Raw genomic sequence first — 16,993 nt, 5'->3', positions numbered from 1 at the left:
AATCCTTTTCTTGCGCGCTGTTCTCGCGCCATAACTAAGTTTTGATGATGCCAACTTCCCACAAAGACGATCAAAAGACGACCTTTTGTGCTATAGTCGCCATAAAGTAAGCCTAAAGTATCGTATTAATATACTTTTCACCCTAACACACAGCCAAGGTAACCGCGATGAGTCGACAAACGACACAGCTCATAGAAACGTTAAAACAACACCTGCGCAGCCAAGGTGTGACTTATAAGGACTTGGCCAAGCACTTATCCATGAGCGAAGCCAACGTTAAGCGGATGTTTTCACAAAATAAGCTCTCTTTGGAACGTTTAGAAACGATTTGCAACCTACTTCACATGGATATTCTGCAACTGGCGCAAAGTGCACAAAATCAGCAGCATAACATTTCAGAACTTACCTCAGAGCAAGAAAAAGAACTGATCACAGATTTCAGATTATTATTAGTGGCTCAGCTCTGTTTATCAGACTGGACTTTCGAGGATATGTTAGCGCGCTACCAGTTTACAGAACATCAACTGATTCGGTACTTAGCCAAACTGGATCGCATACATTTCATTGAGCTGCTCCCCAATAACCGGATACGGCAAAGAGTAAGCCCACATTTTAAATGGCAAACGGATGGCCCAGTACGCAAGTTCTTCGCAGACCACATTCAAAGTGAATTTTTTAACTCACGTTTTGATCAACCCACGGAAAAGATTTTGTTTATTTCAGGCATGCTGAGCGACGAATCCAACAAAAAGATTCAGGGATTAATTGAAGAGCTTGGCACGACTTACCGACAACAGTTACGCCAAGACAAAAGTCTATCCTTGGATCACAAGAAAGGGACAAGCTTAGTGGTTGGATTACGAAATTGGGAGTTATCGGTATTTAATGATTTACGGCGGTGATTTATTCATCATTTTGCCATACCGCGGTTAAACCGCGGTATCCAGAAATTAAAAACCTAGATTCCGTATCGTGGTACGGAATGACAATAAGTTAATTACGACTACTTCCGACGCCAACTGGTACCACCCGAGCCATCTTCTAGCTCAATATTCAGAGCATTAAGTTGGTCTCGAATTTTATCGGCAAGCGCCCAGTTTTTATCGGCGCGAGCTTGTAGACGCTGTTGGATCAAGGCATCAATTTCGTCATCTGACACATCGCTGTCACCAGCAGCAGACTTTAAGAACTCTTCAGGATCTTGCTGCAACAAACTCAACACGCCAGCGAGCTCTTTCAGTTTCACCGCGATAGTTGCCGCTTTTGGCATGTCGCTAGCTTTCAGGCGGTTTACTTCTTTGGCTAAGTCAAACAACACAGGCATGGCTTCTGGCACATTAAAATCATCATCCATCGCTTTGACAAAATCAGTTTGTGCTTTTTCCATAATGTCCAAAGACTCGCCTGTGGCTTGCGATAAATCCACACCTCTTAGTGCCGTGTACAAGCGCTCTAAACTGGCGTCAGCAGATTCAATATTAGCCTGCGTATAACTTAACTGACTACGGTAATGTCCGCTCATCAAGAAATAGCGCACGGATTCCGCGCGGTACTGTTTCAGTACATCGCGGATGGTGAAAAAATTACCAAGCGATTTTGACATCTTTTCTTTATCCACTTGCACCATACCCGTGTGAATCCAAGTATTGGCGAATGTGCAACCGTTAGCACATTCCGACTGAGCGATTTCGTTTTCATGGTGTGGGAACTGTAAGTCCGAGCCACCACCATGAATATCAAAAGTTTCACCTAAGCACTTTTTGCTCATGGCAGAACATTCAATATGCCAACCAGGACGACCTTTACCCCATGGCGAATCCCACGAAGGCTCACCCGGCTTTGCCGCTTTCCATAAGGCAAAGTCCATAGGATCTTTTTTCGAGTCACGCACATCAATACGCTCACCCGCATTGAGCTGGGTTAAGTCTTGGCGACTTAATTTGCCGTAATCATCATAAGCAGGAACATGGAAATAGACATCACCATCTTCCGTGGCATACGCCGCGCCCTTTTCAATCAAAGTTTGATTCATCTCGATGATTTCAGCCATAGTAGCAGTGGCACGAGGCTCAATATCTGGACGTTGAAGGCCAATGGCATCAAAGTCTTGATACATTTCGCCAATAAACTTTTTCGTCACATCCTCAAATGCTTGGTCAGTTTCATTGGCGCGATTAATGATTTTGTCGTCAATATCCGTGATGTTGCGAACATAGTTGACGTCATAACCTTTAAACTTCAAATAGCGATTAATCACGTCAAAAGCCGCATAAGTACGCGCATGTCCAATATGACACAGATCATAAACCGTCACGCCACACACATACATGGATACCTTGCCTTCTTCTAATGGCTTAAAAGGTTCTTTTTGACGGGTTAAGTTGTTGAAAATCTGTAACATGCTCACTTCTCTTCTGACTTTTCTATGTCGACTATTTTTCGCTAAAATCGCAATTTAATACTAAAATAAGTATCATATGCGCCAAACAGCCTAGCATTGTAGCGTTCAAGTTACGTGCAGGCTAGCTTAAACAAGGCTAAATCACTAATTTTGAGGAAATCCCCATGAGCAATCCTACGGTCACATTCACCACTAACCACGGCGACATCACTCTTGAGCTATATCAAGACAAAGCGCCTGAAACGGTTAAAAATTTCTTGAGCTATGTTGAAGAAGGTCACTATGACGGTACGATTTTCCACCGCGTGATTCCTAACTTTATGATTCAGGGCGGCGGTTTTACTGCGGATATGGAGCAAAAAGAGACTAAAGAGCCTATCGCTAACGAAGCCAACAACGGTTTAAGTAATGAAGTTGGTACCGTAGCCATGGCCCGCACCATGGAGCCTCACTCAGCCTCATGTCAGTTCTTTATCAACGTTAATGACAACGACTTCCTGAACTTTAAAAATGAGTCTATGAACGGCTGGGGTTACTGTGTTTTCGGTAAAGTCACTGAAGGTATGGACGTGGTTAACGCTATTAAAGAGGTTCCTACAGGCAGTTACAGCATGCACCAAGATGTTCCGACTGAGACAGTGCTTATCGAGAAAGCTGAGATTAACGGATAAGTATGACGTTAGTAATATCCGATCTACACCTTTGCGAAGAGCGCCCAGACTTAACGGCGCTCTTTGAGCATTTTATGCAGGAAATCGCGCCACAGTCTAACGAACTGTATGTGCTTGGTGATTTATACGAAAGCTGGATTGGCGATGATGATGACTCTGCATTTGTTGAGTCGACTATCGCACTCTTCAGAGCTTACTCTGACAGTGGCAATAAGTTGTACTTCCAGCACGGAAACCGTGATTTCTTGTTAGGCGATACATTCGCTCAAAAAACAGGTGGCGAGCTATTACCCGAAGTGCACCCTATCCAGCTTGGCGATAAACAAGCCATTATGATGCATGGCGACAGCCTATGCTGGGATGATAAAGAATACATGCAGTTTCGTGAAATGGTGCGTTCTGAGCAGTGGCAACAACAGCTATTGTCACAACCGCTAGAAGTACGCAGAGGTATCGCGGCTGACTTACGTCGTAAAAGTCGCGAAGCTCAAGAAAACAAGGCCAGCGCCATTACAGACGTTCATCCGCAAGCGGTTGAAGAAGTTCTGAAAGACCACAAAGCGCAGGTATTAATTCATGGGCACACTCACCGTCCAGACTTTCATGACATTGAGGTCGATGGCAAACATTGTCAACGCATTGTCCTTAGCGACTGGGGTGAGAAAGGTCATTACCTGACGATTGAGGGTGATTCGGTCACCGAGCACTATTTTGAAGCCAGCTAAACGCTGGCTTTTTTGTGCGAATGTAAAACTAACAAAAAGGCTTTTCTAAAAACCTCTGCTCTGCCAAGGTACTTTTCCGGCCTAACGCTTTATTCCGATCAGGGAAGCGTCCAAAACGAATGATTTGATCACGGTGACACAAGGCATGACTGGTCGAGTTGCTATCGCCCAAATTAATAAACAATTGAACGCTTCGATCTTGTAAAGCAAGATCTTCTGCATGTTCAAAAGGAAGATACATAAACTTGCGTTGAACCGTTAACAGCCCTTGGTCAAAGTTTTTATTTAGTGCATTCTCTGCAACCTGTCTAGCTTTAGCATCGTTAGCAAAAGCTTCTGCTTGCCCTCGATAAATATTCCTCGAAAACTGATCCAGTAAAATAATTAACGCTAGCGAGCCTCGTTGAGTTTGCATCATGGCATCCAGTTGACCAGCAGCGGCTTGCTGATTGGCTTCCCCAAAACGCTGGCGGACTTCGTCATCAAAAGCTGGATTCGAATCAAACCAAATCGCGCGATTGGCACCCAACTCGGCTGAGTCGGGTGCACCAAACCAAAAGGTAATGACCTCTTCGGTTAGCTCTTGATAATAAGCATGTTCGAGAGGCATGACTAATGAGCTTTTCGCTTCAAAGATGCGTTAACTTTCATTGAGTCTTCTTGGTTCATGGCATTTAAAGCTGCCTGCCACATCGGAATCGCCTTAAACGCGGTGACCATATCGTAATCCAAGGCCACCTGCTTCGGGTCCATCGGCTCGTTACCTGCACGGCTTTGGAACCACTTCATCCATAGCGCAGAACCTGGCTCGGTAAGCACCAAACCACTCTTTGGGCCGCTGGACAGCGGTGGCGCACTGGCTTGTGGTGGTTGCGTAGTCGATGGTAGCAGGAAAGACATCATGTTTGGCTGATCCGTAGTTAAGCTTTTCGGATTGTATTGCGCTGAGCTGTGGCAGCCTAAGCAGCCTGCTGTTGATAGACCTGCTGGGTAATAATGGCCACCAGCCCAAGCTGGCGTCACTACCGCGCCATCGTTAGGTCCCGATAAACGACCGTCCCAACCAAGCGTAGAGCGTGCGTACTCTGGCGTGTTCATATTAATCCAGTTTTGAGTAAGCTTGGTATTGACCTGCGCTGGCGGCGTTAAGGCAGAGCTTGATGTATTAATCACATCTGGATTACCGCCCCATGTCGCGCCCAACGGCACCATTTTATCCCATGAGTCGTCACCTGGAGCATTCTTGTCATAGATCAACGTCGAGAATACCCAGCCGGTTTCAGGTGCCGCTTCGCTATCCTTAACAATAATATCGAACTGCATTAAGTAAATATTGGTCAGCGATGGCTCAGACACCGAGCCTGCGGAACCATTATTAGGGCACTGTGACTTATCAGGGTTATTCCCTGAGCCATTACTTGCGTTCAAAGGCGCGTAAATAGGGAGCATTGCGGTCCCTTCCATTGGTGACCAATCAGCGCCGCAGGGTGTCACGAACGCAAACTTAACGATCACACTCCCTTCAGCGTATTGAGCACCAGGGTTGGTAATGTTGGGGGCGTAGGCTTGTTCAAGCGTGGTTCCCCAAATATTGCCCAAGGTCGCGGCTGCGGTGTTGTCGTAAAGAGTCAATACGTATGTCGTCAAATCAAGCTTTTGATGCGTCAAGGTGCCCGCGGGGAATCCAGAGCCGACATAAAAGCCATGGATAGGCTCACGCTCCGTACCTAACCAAATTGACTGCCACCAAGGTTCTTGGCTTGCATTCCAATTATCGTAATCGAAAAGCAACTTACGCATATCATCAGTGACATAACTCTTCAAAGCTTCCACATAGGCCATAGCATTTTGCTGTGTGATTGGCCCATTATTGGTGACTTTTTTCCAAGGCGGTGATGTTTTTACCGCTGCTGTGCTTGGATAATCATGACGCAATTGAAACAAGTTGCCGTCGTAAACATTATCAGGTGGATTGGGTAGCGCAGAATTGGTAAAAGGATGGATGGGGGAATTTGCGTCGCTAAAATCTATTGAGGTTGAGGTCAGAAACGGAACCTTCCCAACTAAGTTCTCATTACTGTGATTACTTCCTGCAATCGTTGTTATGCTTGATGTCGTCAAAGCCAACGACATCAATGCCAAAATGGATCTCTTCATTGTTATCTCCTTCAGTGCTATAAAGTAATACCATGGAAGGTATCGCTTTTTATTATCACCTTCCATGGTGATTTCACACTAGCCCATTCGGGTGATAGAAGGAAGAATTATTTCAACAAATCCAACCACTTAAGTCATTATTGCAACTAAAGTAGCCAGCTTATGTCAGTATTGCATTTGATTGGTCGTGTTTTTTCTCCGTCACGAAAAACTAACCCCAGCTTTTCACCAACCAACGTCAAATGATTATCCTTAAGTTGCAAGGCTGTACCTTCACGTGTACCTACGACATAACGGTGTGGGTTAGCTCGAACGTATTCGAACAATCGCTCGGCGCGTGTTTCGCCATTGTGGTTCGGCGGCTGATAGTCTGTATAGTGTGGATTGATCTGAAAATTGACTAGCGCCAGTGCCTTAAAACTTCTCGGCTCGACGATCGGCATATCGTTGGTGGTACAAATTGTTAAGCCGGCAACATTCGAGCCAGCGCTCCAGCCCATGTAAGGCATACCTTCAGCAACACGTTGACGAATCGCGTCAATTAGCTCGTTATCATACAGCTCTTTCAACAGATGGAATGTATTTCCACCACCAATAGCGACTGCATCAGCTTGCTGCACCGCTTTAACTGGATCATCAAAGCGGTGGATCGAAACCACTTTTTTGCCAATAGTCTGCAACGGCAGATTAACTTTTTCTTCATAGGCATCGTAGCCCATGGCAAAACCCGCGTAAGGAATGAATAAGACTTCTTTAATGTCTTTACTCAAGAAGTCATCAATTATTGGCAAAGCGTGCTCTAAATACTCCGTTTGCCCTTCTCTTGATGAACTTAACAGTAACAAATTCTTCGACATAACCCACCTTTAATCTAATACAGGAACGCCAGAGTGGAACCTGAACAATGGATCTGGCGATTCAATCAGCTCTTTTTCTTTTGTTAAGAAAAACTGTAAGCGTTGCTCAATCGACTCGCTCGCATACTGCTTTGCCAAATCGATATAATCCATAAAGTGACGCGACTCTGACTTCAACAAAAACCGGTAATATTTGGCTAACTCTGGATGCGAATCTTTGAGGTAAGGCACCAGCGCATGAAAGCGCTCACAGGAGCGAGCTTCGATAATGCCGCCGATAATCAAGCTATCAACAAACCGGTTCGGCTCGTCTTTTTCAACATACTGATGTAAGCCAGCAGCATATCGAGATGGTTTGATGGCTCGGTATTTAATACCTTGTTGCTCTATGAACTCTAAGACTTGCTCAAAATGCAGCACTTCCTCACGAATCAATTGCGATAGCTTTTTCAGCAAGTCAATGCGTTCAGGGTAGCGAAACATTAATTTGACCGCAGTAGCCGCTGCTTTTTTCTCGCAGTGCGCATGGTCAATAAGTAATGTTTCTAAATCTGAAACAGCATGCTCTAGCCATGCCTGCGGGGTATCACAGTGCAAAAACTGCTGAATAGGACTGATATCAACGGCTTTCTCAGCCAGCTTTTCTGTCATGAAGGCGCCAAATAATCAAACATAAAGCGCCGCATTATAACGGTTAGGCCGTCGCTTGTCAGTTGGCTAGACTCTGGATACTTGCTGTTTAAAGCGCTTCAACATCGTGCTATCTATCGCCTCCTGTTGATAACGCAGCGCAATATAAGTCTTTAAAGCGGGAGCGGCTTTTGCATAGGTTTTTTGTGACGTCGCCCTAGTCACTTGTAGCACATCCTTCGGGCCCATAGTTCGATCACAAGGAATGCCTAGCTTCTCTAGTTTTTTCAATAGTAGCAAATAGTGCTTAGTTACAGGTTCTAATCGTTGCGCGCTGCGTAGCACAAAATATCCAAAGATCAGCCCTGCGAGGATAATCGTTGCTAATAAACCGTAACCGAGATAGCGATACTGATGTCGCTCTATTCCAAGCTTACGCAACCATCCAAATTGCATGTCTTGACTATAGCCCATCACCGTTTCACTCCAGAAGCTTTGGATTGCATCCCAGCGCAAGGCTAAGTTTTGAAGCAGTCCTTCAGGAGCTTCGAAGCCTACATCGGCTCCAAACTCTTCCATCCAACCGTCTCGTGAGCTGGCATCGCCACGTAAATCTTCTTCAACTCTAGAAGGATGAATTGCTGCCGTCGGATCAATACGACGCCAGCCTTCCCCATCTAGCCACACCTCTGTCCATGCATGGGCATCCGACTGCCGGACGATGTAATAATCTCCATAGGGATTATATTCAGCGCCCTGATAGCCGGTCACCACTCTGGCAGGAATACCCGCTGCTCGCATGATATACACAAAGGCACCAGCATAATGCTCACAATACCCCTGCTGAGAATCAAACCAGAACCCATCGACGGAATCAATTTCAATCACGGGCGGACTGAGTGTGTAATAAAATTCATTCTGGTGGATGTACGACAATATCCAGCGGATAAATGCTTCGTTACTCGGATGATTCTGTCGCTGCTCTTGCGCCCATTCTCGTGTATCTTCATTACTGCCAGTCGGCAACTGTAAGTAGCGGTCAAGCTGAAGCTCGCTCAATGGTTTTTGGCTAAAATCTATATCGTAGGCTGTGGCAGAATAAATAAATCGCTGAGTCGTCTGGCGGCGTCGATTCCATGTAAAGTCGCTAAATAGGTAAGCGCCATCAGGTGCCTCAGCCAAGTCTTCTAGGCCAAAAATCCAGTTTCGATTATTCGGCTCCATTTGAATTCGGTACTGATAAGTCTGCGTCATTGGCAAGTCCAACTCTTGGCGAATGGGACTGTGTTGATCCTTAAACCAAGTAAACCCGTCGAATTCTGACAGCACCAAACCACGCCAGTACATTTCAGAACGCGCTGGAACCTCACCATCAAAGTCAACTCGGAAAGCAATATCATCAAAGGTATGCAGTGCGCCAATACTGCCGGGGCTCATCGTATCATCGATACCGCTACCGGCTTGAGTATCTGTTGGCATGGACCACAAAGGTGTCGAGCTTCGAGGGAAGAAGAAAAATAGCAGCACCATGATGGGAATGGCTTGCAGCAATGTCACCCCGGATAATTTACCGAGGCTTCCAATCCCCTGAGCACCTTGCGGACTGTTTAAAGCTACCAACCCTAACAAAATGGCCAAAACCGCAATCAGCAAGTAAACACCCATCCAGATTGCTTCGCTATAAAAAAACGCGGTTACTACGATAAAGAAAGAAATAAATAGAATCAACGATGCATCACGATAACTGCGCGCTTCGAGCAGTTTAAAGGCATACATCAAACTAATTAAACCAATACCCGCATCTCGTCCGTTTAAGGTTTTGAACTGCAGAAACACACCACCAACGCAGAGCAGCACAACCACCAAGAGTATCCATCTTGGCGCATGAACACCCTGACGATACATATAATACTTTCCCAACAAGATCGCGATAGTGGTCGCACTAATCCAGCTTGGAATAAAGAACCACAAAGGCAATAACACTATCGCTTGCACGATAATCAGCAAGGGAATAACACCGCTACGAGTGATGGGCAATTCTTTTACATTCATGACGATAACTTTCCTAGCTTACATTAGCGCCAATGCTTTGAGACAAGAATGCATATGTTCAGCACCTTGCCCCGTAGCAATGGTTTGTTGAGGCAGTTCGAGTCCATAGTGTTGCTGACTTTCCTCTGCACTCAACACAGCATCTGCTAAGTACGAAATGGCTAACTCTTTTTCATAGTGAGCGACGCTATCCCAACTAAGTGTCTGCTGCTCACCGACATAGTCTTCAAACTCTTTACTGTATAAACCCCGCTCTCGTGCATATGCTTTCCACATGACCTGTTTAATTGGATCACCGGCTTGATAGTCACGCAAGCTGTGAAAATCTTCAGCACCTTTTTCTCTGGTATTACCGTCTTCGATACCACGATTTGAAGCTACTAAAGGCTCAGGGCATGGAATGGGTTTGGGGTAGACTAACACTTGATATGGTGATCGCACCCATGACCAAGCCTCGAAAATACCAAAAGGAAACATGGTAGTACACGCTAGCCGCGGCACATCTAGCAAGCCACGCTTATTGGTAGCCAAGTTCACTTGAACGCTGGATTTAGACTCTGCCGCAACATCCACATAACGCACGGACTTTTTGCTTAAACCAAGGCCAATTCCAACACGTTGGCTTTGAGTAGTATTGAACAGCTGTACAGTTACAATTGCATCATTACTCGCAAAAACAGGTGCTGACTTGAGGCACCTGACCTCAATACCTTTAAGGTTTCTGAACGTATAAAATAAAGACAAGAATCCCACTGCCAACAATACAAACCCAGCCATAAACCCCATGTTATTTTGGTAATTAGTTGAAGCAATCAATATTAAGACCAAAATACCTAACATTAACCAGCCGTATCGCGTTGGCAATATGTAAATGTTCTTTTGACGGAGAACTGTCGCACTTTGCCTTGGCGAACGCTTATCCACCCAAGAAAAAAAAGATTTCTTAATTGCAGACAACATTACGCAGGCACAGGAACGTCTTTAACTAAAGCCTCTATCAACTCGATAGTTGACGCTGACGACGTCTTAACTGACTGCAGACGGTGACGCGCAGCAGAGACGAAGACTTGTTGGATATCTTCGGGCAATACGTAATCACGACCGTCGACAAAAGCCCAAGCTTTTGCCGCGCTGACGATGGCTAATCCTGCTCGAGGCGACAGTCCATGCGCAAAGTCTGGGCTTTGTCGCGTCGCTAAGATCAAGTCCATGACGTACTGTAACAAATGCTCTGTAACCGTTAGGTCAGAAACCGACTTTTGTAAGCCTTCGAGTGTTTCCAAATCGAGTAAGGACTCTAATGATGGCATTTTAGTTCGTCCAGACTCCCCTTTAAGCAACACTTTCTCCAGCGCAGGATCGGGATAGCCCAAATTAATTTTGAACAAAAACCGGTCAAGCTGAGATTCTGGTAAAGGGTACGTGCCAATCTGATGAGTCGGGTTTTGTGTTGCAATCACAAAGAATGGGTGCGGTAGCTCATAGGTTTTGCCTTCAACCGTCACTTGTTGCTCTTCCATTGCTTCCAATAAAGCACTCTGAGCTTTAGGTGTTGCACGGTTAATCTCATCCGCTAACACTAACTGAGAAAACACTGGTCCGGGATGAAACTCAAATGCAGATTTTTCCCGATCAAAAATATTAGCACCAACGATATCTGCTGGCAGTATGTCACTGGTGAACTGAATTCGTTGGAAGTCTAGTCCAAAAACTTTAGCCATAGCCTGGCCCAACGTTGTTTTGCCCATCCCAGGTAAGTCTTCGATCAGTAAATGTCCCTTGGCTAATAAACACACAACGGCTAATTTCACTTGAAAAGGTTTACCTAACACCACTTTATTAAGTTGTTCAAGTACCGGCAAAATCGGTGAATTCATAAGATTCCTTATTGTAATAACATGTTTTATTGAGAATTTTGTGAATGACTTCTCAGTAAGATACCACTATGGATTTTCAGTTCAGTCAGAATTCAGTTTACTAGAACCATAATACACTTGCATTATTTAACAAGAATTTATGAGGAGACGACAATGTCACTTAAGAAATTATTTGTAGCAACAAGTATCGCACTATCTTCAAGCCTAGTTATGGCTAACGGCGTTAGCTACGACTATGTACAAGGTGGTATTCAGGACTATGATGACCAGTTTGATGGTGTTGAATTTGAAGGCGCTATGTCTTTCAACCAAAACTGGTACGGTAAAGCTGAGTTATTCAAGGGCGACACCAATGTGGGTGATGCTGATGTTGACCGCATTCGCCTAAACGTTGGTTTCCATACACCAATTAACAATGCCGTAGACTTCGTTGGTGAAGTTGGTTTTGAAGATTATGAAGTTGGTGGTTTTGATGATTCTGGCTTCAATGCACTAGCAGGCCTTCGCGGTATGGCCAGCCAAAACTTTGAGCTAGGTGGTTATGCTCAGTACTCAGATGTTTTAGAGTCTACTGACTTGATCTTAGAAGGTCGCTACCACTTCAACCGCAACATGTCTGTCGGTGTGGAAATTGGTAACGATGACGAGTTGGACAACCACTATGGTGCTAACTTCCGTTACAGCTTCTAATGAGTTAGAACTGGAAAGGCCGCTCAAAGCGGCCTTTTTTATGTCCACGTGCAAGTTTCTACACCCAAAACTTTGTAGTACACTAAGCACAAATTTTGTTCGTTTACCAAAAACATCACAATGAAAAAATTATTAACAATAGCAACATTAGCTCTGGCCTCAGTCGCAACTCAAGCAAGCGACAAACTGCGTTACGATTATATTGATTTCGGCTACCTTCACAGCGAAGGCGAGCGTACTAGCGATAAAACTGGCTATGAGCTCAATTTATCGTTGGCTTTTGACGAGACTTGGTATGTCCGTACGACTCTTCAGTCGCAGTCTGCAGATGTTTGGGCCGCCGGCTCAAGAGGTGATGTCTCATCAAAAGAATATGAAATGGTCTTTGGCTTCCATGCTCCAAGCTCTCGTACCGATGACTTCTTCATGGAGGCAGGCTACGTTAAGTTTGATGGGGATGGCATTATTCCACAATCGACTTACGGTAACGATGAAGACGGTTTTTTAGCCAACTTAGGCTTTAGAGGCCGCTTATCGACCAACTGGGAATACAAGCTTTTTGCTGGCTATAAAGATTACGATTTTTCAGAATACGTGAACGAAGCACAGCACGAAGACTCAACGTCGACAACCTATGGGCTGGAAGGACGCTACTACTTGTCAAAAAACTGGTCATTTGGCGTTAAGGTTTCTGAAGAAATCACCGGTTTAACCTCAGGTTTTGACTTTAGGCTCAATCTATAAGACTATAAAAACAAAAGGTTATGGCGTTAATGAGCACCAACTGACACTTTTTATGAGTGTGTAAATGTTCTAGACGCCATTAATCTTACTTTTGCAAACTTGTTCACACAAAATCAAGGTTCTGTGAGACTTAGACCACAGAACCTTTTTTATGAACTGTTAAAATTTCAGACACTGTTAAACGAATCCATTGCAAAAGGTAATAGTCATGAAATACGTGCTTGCTGTTATAGCTGGAGTAGTGGGCATCAAATTCTTAATCGAAGAGCCCATGATCTTAGAAACTGCTCAACAAAATAAAGAGCTTTTGGGTGCTTTGGTGCTAACCTTGTTAGCCAAACCTTTGCTTAAAAGAGTTTTTGATTAAAAAAGCGTTCTTTCCTATAGAGATTTAAAGGTAGCTTAGGCTGCCTTTATTTTTGCCTGCTTGTTTTACAGACATGTTTTACTGACATGATTTACAAAAGAAGTTTTACAAAAAAAAGCCCTGAAAGGTTTTAGCTTCAGGGCTTTTAGTATCAAGGTCTAACTGCTTAAGAGTGGAAAGACTCTGAGTTACTCTTCATTTTGACCAGTACCTCAGCAGGTGCAAAACGGTCTCCATGAAGCTTTTGGTAGTGTTCGAGACGCTCTACCACTTTATCAACGCCTAAACTATCCATGTAACGGAACGGCCCTCCGTGGAATGGCGGGAAGCCAATCCCGAAAATAGCACCAATATCGCCGTCACGCGCACTTCTGATAATGTTTTCATCCAAACAACGAGCGGCCTCATTCGCCATCAACAAAAGACCTCGCTCAGCAATTTCCTTTGCGTCAACGTGCTTATCAGGGCTCACACCAAGCACAGAATAAACACTTTCGTCCACCTCTTTACCTTTAGAGCTGCCATCGTACTTGTAGAAACCACGCTTGTTCTTTTTACCTTTGCGATCATCGTTCTTAAGCTTTTCAAAGGCTTTAGGCGTCGCCATACGTTCGCCAAAGGCATCCTCTAAAATTGGGGCGACTTTCGTGGCAACATCAATACCAACTTCATCCAACAATGTGATTGGCCCCACTGGGAAGCCCGCCTGAACCATGGCTTTATCCAGCTTCTCAATCGCGACACCTTCGCTGAGTAAAATGCCTGCCTCGTTGATATAAGGCGCTAAAATACGATTCACGTAGAAGCCAGCACCATCATTAACCACAATCGGCGTTTTACCTTGTTTCTTTGCTAACTCAACACAGGTAGCGATAACCCAGTCTTCGGTTTTATCAGTTGAAATGATTTCAACCAAAGGCATTTTCTCCACTGGGGAGAAATAGTGTAGCCCAACTACTTTTTCAGGCTTTTTAGCGCCTTCTGCTATCTTGGTAATTGGAATCGAAGAGGTATTTGTTGCAAAGATAGTATTATCAGAACAATGCTTCTCCACGTCTTGAACCATTTTATGCTTCAAATCCAGGTCTTCAAAGACCGCCTCTATGACCATGTCTGTATCTTTGAAGCCCGAATAATCCGTGGTTCCAGTTAAATTCGACATGGTTCGGCGTGCATCTGAAGGGCTAACGATACGTTTCTTCATCTTCTTAGAAATCAATTTCCAAGTGTAATTCAAAGCACTGTTCACGCCCTCTGGGCTAATGTCTTTGATACGGACTTGCTTGCCCGCTTTGTCGACAGAGACATACGCAATCCCCGAGCCCATCAGACCACCACCTAGGACGCCTACTTTTCTTAAAGCGACAGCTTCAGCATCGGAGTCAACGCCGTTATCTTTTTTCAACTCAGTTGTGGCGAAGAAGACACTAATCAAAGCCTTAGCTTCAGGAGAAACAACCAGCTGTCCAAAGTTACGAGCCTCAATTGCTAGCCCCGCCTCCATTCCTTGAGACATACCTTTTTCAACACATTCGATGATTTTTTTCGGCGCGGGATAGTTGCCCTTGGTTTTCTTCTCAACGGTCTTACGAGCCTGATCAAAAATAATGTTACGGCCAATAGGGTTCGACTCTAGAACCAACTTTTGCATGCCTTTCATTGTGAAATAGCTACCAAAAGATGTTTTCTTTTCTTTCCCTTTTCGCAAATCGACTATTCGTTTACGAGCCGCTTTCATTAAGTTGGCTTCTGGCACCACCTCATCAGCCAAACCCAGCTTTTTAGCTTGTTTAGGAAATAGTTGCTTACCTGTCAGCATCATATCTAATGACGGTGCAATTCCGATCATCCTTGGTAAACGCTGGGTACCACCACCGCCAGGTAAAACACCTAACTGCACTTCTGGTAAACCGAGCTTTGTTTTTGGGCTATCAGAAATCACACGACCGCTGCAAGAGAGAGCTAACTCTAGCCCGCCGCCCAAACAGGCGCCGTGTATTGCCGCTACGACAGGCTTATTAAGCTTTTCTAGCGCGTTGAAGAACTTGTGGCCTGTGGTAGAAAGCTGCTCTGCGTCATCAGCAGTATCAACCTTACCGAACATGGTAATGTCCGCTCCAGCAATAAAACTGCCTTCTTTACCACTTTTAATAATTAAGCCTTTAATAGAGCTATCTGTCTTGATTTGCTCAACCACTGGCTCGAGTTCTTCGATAAACTCCATCTTCAAGACATTTTGCGCCTCACCGGGGAGATCAATTGATATAACGGCAATACCGTCATCTTGGTGCTCAAACGTAAAAAATGTATTGTCCGACATTATTCAACCTCCAAAATCATTGCTGCACCAAGACCGCCAGCAGCACACGCAGTGGTTAAACCCAGTCCACCGCCACGGCGCTTTAATTCATGTAACATTTGCGTAATCATTCTTGAACCTGTTGCGGCAAACGGATGCCCGTATGCGATAGAGCCACCAAGCACATTAAACTTATCCATATCAATCTCACCAATCTTGGTACGCTGCCCCAGCTTTTCTTTCGCGAACTGAGTTGAGCCAAAGGCCTGAATATTTGAAATGGTCTGTGCCGCAAATGCCTCGTGCATATCAATTAAGTCTAAGTCACTCAGCTTCAACTTCGCTTTCTTTAAAGCCTTAGGAGTGGCGTAAGACGGCCCCATCAACATGTCATGATCCGCCTCAATCGCCGAAAACGCATAGCTTTTGATATAACCCAAAGGCTCATACCCCAATGCTTTCGCTTGCGATTCTTTCATCAGAATCACCGCTGCCGCACCATCACTCAACGGCGTTGAGTTGGCCGCAGTCAAGGTGCCGTATTTCTTATCAAACGCAGGACGCAGTTTTGCATACCCCTCTAACGTTGAGTTAAAGCGTACAATATTGTCACGAGTTAAAGGTTCTTTGGTGTAGGGCTCTACGTAGGCAGTCATCACCTCATCATCCAGCTTACCCTCTTCCCAAGCCTTCGCCGCCAACGTATGAGAGCGATGCGCCAACTCGTCTTGCTCCTGACGAGTAATACCGCGGTCACGAGCCATCTGCTCAGCATTTTGGCCCATGGTCAGTCCTGTGGAATACTCTTTAATCGCAGGAGGTACAGGCATTAAATCCTTAGGACGCAAATTTTTCAAAATCGACATCTTTTGTCCAAAGGTTTTCGCTTTCTGCAAATCTACCAGCGCTAACGATAATTTTTTACTGACACCAATCGGCACTACCGATGATGAATCCGCACCACCAGCGATACCCACGCTAACGTCACCGACCATGATCGACTCAGCCAAGCTGGCGACACTTTGAAAACTGGTTGCACAAGCGCGGGATACGGAGTACGCATCGGTGTGAACATCCATCGGCGTGCCTAGGACAATTTCGCGTGCAATATTCGGCGCTTCAGGTAATACAACCACTTGCCCGAAAATCACTCGCTCGATTAACTTTGGATCCAGTTCCGTTTTTTGAATAAGTTCATTCACCACCATTTTGCCCAACTCAATGGCGTTAATACCACGGTAGTGAGACGCTTGTTTGGCGAATGGGGTTCTTAAACCCGAAACGATGGCAACACGATCTTCCTTCTTGCTTCGCGTTGTTTTCTTAGCTGTGCTTTTCTTTTCTGTGACTTTACTGTCAGTTTTTGAAGCGTTTGTCTCGCTCATGATGACTCCTGATAAAATATTCTATTCTTGATTCTACCGAAACATTGCCATATTTCAAACACTCGTTTGAATTTATTCATAATCTTACAATTCACCTCAAAGTGAGGCTAAAAGTCTCTAGTCGTAACAATTAGTTGC

At 44.9% G+C, this 16,993-nt stretch carries 16 protein-coding genes; 6 read left to right on the top strand and 10 right to left on the bottom strand.

Features of this window, described 5'->3' with window-relative positions:
• The first annotated feature begins 167 nt into the window (after positions 1–167).
• Complete coding sequence (locus KFK88_RS04590) at positions 168–902, top strand: helix-turn-helix domain-containing protein (protein ID WP_223577476.1); 735 nt, start codon at positions 168–170, stop codon at positions 900–902.
• A 101-nt stretch (positions 903–1,003) separates the two neighbouring features.
• Here the strand turns inward: KFK88_RS04590 and cysS are convergent, their stop codons facing one another.
• On the bottom strand, positions 1,004–2,401 hold the full coding sequence (gene cysS, locus KFK88_RS04585) for a cysteine--tRNA ligase (protein WP_223577475.1): 1,398 nt from the start codon (positions 2,399–2,401) through the stop codon (positions 1,004–1,006).
• Positions 2,402–2,565: 164 nt separating this feature from the next.
• Between cysS and KFK88_RS04580 the strand changes: the two genes are divergently transcribed.
• Both KFK88_RS04580 and KFK88_RS04575 read left to right on the top strand, forming a co-directional pair.
• Positions 2,566–3,072 carry a peptidylprolyl isomerase gene (locus KFK88_RS04580; protein ID WP_223577474.1) on the top strand — a complete coding sequence of 169 codons (507 nt, stop codon included), beginning with the start codon at positions 2,566–2,568 and terminating at the stop codon, positions 3,070–3,072.
• Between the two features lie 2 nt (positions 3,073–3,074).
• The gene (locus tag KFK88_RS04575) at positions 3,075–3,797 is read left to right on the top strand and encodes a UDP-2,3-diacylglucosamine diphosphatase (RefSeq protein WP_223577473.1); all 723 of its coding nucleotides are present in this window, start codon (positions 3,075–3,077) and stop codon (positions 3,795–3,797) included.
• A gap of 28 nt (positions 3,798–3,825) precedes the next feature.
• Here KFK88_RS04575 and KFK88_RS04570 read toward each other — a convergent pair whose 3' ends face one another.
• The 7 genes from KFK88_RS04570 to KFK88_RS04540 form a co-directional block, all read right to left on the bottom strand.
• A complete protein-coding gene (locus KFK88_RS04570; protein ID WP_223577472.1) occupies positions 3,826–4,407 on the bottom strand; it encodes a DUF924 family protein in 582 nt (193 codons plus the stop codon).
• A 2-nt stretch (positions 4,408–4,409) separates the two neighbouring features.
• Positions 4,410–5,954 (bottom strand): hypothetical protein, encoded by a 1,545-nt coding sequence (locus tag KFK88_RS04565; RefSeq protein ID WP_223577471.1) that lies wholly within the window; start codon positions 5,952–5,954, stop codon positions 4,410–4,412.
• 146 nt (positions 5,955–6,100) lie between these two features.
• Positions 6,101–6,811, bottom strand: a complete 711-nt coding sequence (gene pepE, locus KFK88_RS04560; protein ID WP_223577470.1) for a dipeptidase PepE — start codon at positions 6,809–6,811, stop codon at positions 6,101–6,103.
• A 9-nt stretch (positions 6,812–6,820) separates the two neighbouring features.
• The gene (gene miaE, locus KFK88_RS04555; RefSeq protein WP_223577469.1) at positions 6,821–7,462 is read right to left on the bottom strand and encodes a tRNA-(ms[2]io[6]A)-hydroxylase; all 642 of its coding nucleotides are present in this window, start codon (positions 7,460–7,462) and stop codon (positions 6,821–6,823) included.
• A gap of 66 nt (positions 7,463–7,528) precedes the next feature.
• The gene (locus tag KFK88_RS04550; RefSeq protein WP_223577468.1) at positions 7,529–9,493 is read right to left on the bottom strand and encodes a transglutaminase family protein; all 1,965 of its coding nucleotides are present in this window, start codon (positions 9,491–9,493) and stop codon (positions 7,529–7,531) included.
• A gap of 18 nt (positions 9,494–9,511) precedes the next feature.
• Positions 9,512–10,333 (bottom strand): DUF58 domain-containing protein, encoded by an 822-nt coding sequence (locus KFK88_RS04545; RefSeq protein ID WP_223577467.1) that lies wholly within the window; start codon positions 10,331–10,333, stop codon positions 9,512–9,514.
• Positions 10,334–10,452: 119 nt separating this feature from the next.
• Positions 10,453–11,370: an AAA family ATPase gene (locus KFK88_RS04540; protein WP_223577466.1), complete on the bottom strand. Its 918-nt coding sequence runs from the start codon at positions 11,368–11,370 to the stop codon at positions 10,453–10,455.
• 153 nt (positions 11,371–11,523) lie between these two features.
• Here KFK88_RS04540 and KFK88_RS04535 point away from each other — a divergent pair, with 153 nt between their 5' ends.
• The 3 genes from KFK88_RS04535 to KFK88_RS04525 all read left to right on the top strand — a co-directional run bounded on the left by KFK88_RS04535 (position 11,524) and on the right by KFK88_RS04525 (position 13,171).
• Positions 11,524–12,060, top strand: a complete 537-nt coding sequence (locus KFK88_RS04535; protein WP_223577465.1) for a hypothetical protein — start codon at positions 11,524–11,526, stop codon at positions 12,058–12,060.
• Between the two features lie 120 nt (positions 12,061–12,180).
• On the top strand, positions 12,181–12,804 hold the full coding sequence (locus tag KFK88_RS04530; RefSeq protein ID WP_223577464.1) for a hypothetical protein: 624 nt from the start codon (positions 12,181–12,183) through the stop codon (positions 12,802–12,804).
• Between the two features lie 208 nt (positions 12,805–13,012).
• Positions 13,013–13,171 carry a hypothetical protein gene (locus KFK88_RS04525; RefSeq protein ID WP_169745459.1) on the top strand — a complete coding sequence of 53 codons (159 nt, stop codon included), beginning with the start codon at positions 13,013–13,015 and terminating at the stop codon, positions 13,169–13,171.
• A 166-nt stretch (positions 13,172–13,337) separates the two neighbouring features.
• Here KFK88_RS04525 and fadJ read toward each other — a convergent pair whose 3' ends face one another.
• Together fadJ and fadI are read right to left on the bottom strand one after the other, a co-directional pair.
• Positions 13,338–15,491, bottom strand: coding sequence for a fatty acid oxidation complex subunit alpha FadJ (fadJ, locus tag KFK88_RS04520; RefSeq protein WP_223577463.1), 2,154 nt, complete (start codon positions 15,489–15,491; stop codon positions 13,338–13,340).
• Entirely contained in the window at positions 15,491–16,855 is a 1,365-nt protein-coding gene (gene fadI / locus KFK88_RS04515; protein WP_223577462.1) for an acetyl-CoA C-acyltransferase FadI, read from the bottom strand. The genes fadJ and fadI overlap by 1 nt, the downstream gene beginning before the upstream one ends.
• Positions 16,856–16,993 lie beyond the last annotated feature (138 nt).

Source organism: Kangiella taiwanensis (assembly GCF_020005165.1).
Taxonomy (GTDB): Bacteria; Pseudomonadota; Gammaproteobacteria; order Enterobacterales; family Kangiellaceae; genus Kangiella; species Kangiella taiwanensis.
This window is presented reverse-complemented; position numbering and strand designations above follow the sequence as displayed.

Coding starts and splice junctions, on each gene's coding strand:
- cysS (WP_223577475.1), bottom strand. CDS start 2,401: ATGTTACAGATTTTCAACAACTTAACCCGTCAAAAAGAACCTTTTAAG.
- KFK88_RS04565 (WP_223577471.1), bottom strand. CDS start 5,954: ATGAAGAGATCCATTTTGGCATTGATGTCGTTGGCTTTGACGACATCA.
- KFK88_RS04535 (WP_223577465.1), top strand. CDS start 11,524: ATGTCACTTAAGAAATTATTTGTAGCAACAAGTATCGCACTATCTTCA.
- KFK88_RS04590 (WP_223577476.1), top strand. CDS start 168: ATGAGTCGACAAACGACACAGCTCATAGAAACGTTAAAACAACACCTG.
- KFK88_RS04550 (WP_223577468.1), bottom strand. CDS start 9,493: ATGAATGTAAAAGAATTGCCCATCACTCGTAGCGGTGTTATTCCCTTG.
- KFK88_RS04540 (WP_223577466.1), bottom strand. CDS start 11,370: ATGAATTCACCGATTTTGCCGGTACTTGAACAACTTAATAAAGTGGTG.
- KFK88_RS04545 (WP_223577467.1), bottom strand. CDS start 10,333: ATGTTAGGTATTTTGGTCTTAATATTGATTGCTTCAACTAATTACCAA.
- pepE (WP_223577470.1), bottom strand. CDS start 6,811: ATGTCGAAGAATTTGTTACTGTTAAGTTCATCAAGAGAAGGGCAAACG.
- fadI (WP_223577462.1), bottom strand. CDS start 16,855: ATGAGCGAGACAAACGCTTCAAAAACTGACAGTAAAGTCACAGAAAAG.
- KFK88_RS04525 (WP_169745459.1), top strand. CDS start 13,013: ATGAAATACGTGCTTGCTGTTATAGCTGGAGTAGTGGGCATCAAATTC.
- KFK88_RS04570 (WP_223577472.1), bottom strand. CDS start 4,407: ATGCCTCTCGAACATGCTTATTATCAAGAGCTAACCGAAGAGGTCATT.
- fadJ (WP_223577463.1), bottom strand. CDS start 15,491: ATGTCGGACAATACATTTTTTACGTTTGAGCACCAAGATGACGGTATT.
- KFK88_RS04580 (WP_223577474.1), top strand. CDS start 2,566: ATGAGCAATCCTACGGTCACATTCACCACTAACCACGGCGACATCACT.
- KFK88_RS04575 (WP_223577473.1), top strand. CDS start 3,075: ATGACGTTAGTAATATCCGATCTACACCTTTGCGAAGAGCGCCCAGAC.
- miaE (WP_223577469.1), bottom strand. CDS start 7,462: ATGACAGAAAAGCTGGCTGAGAAAGCCGTTGATATCAGTCCTATTCAG.
- KFK88_RS04530 (WP_223577464.1), top strand. CDS start 12,181: ATGAAAAAATTATTAACAATAGCAACATTAGCTCTGGCCTCAGTCGCA.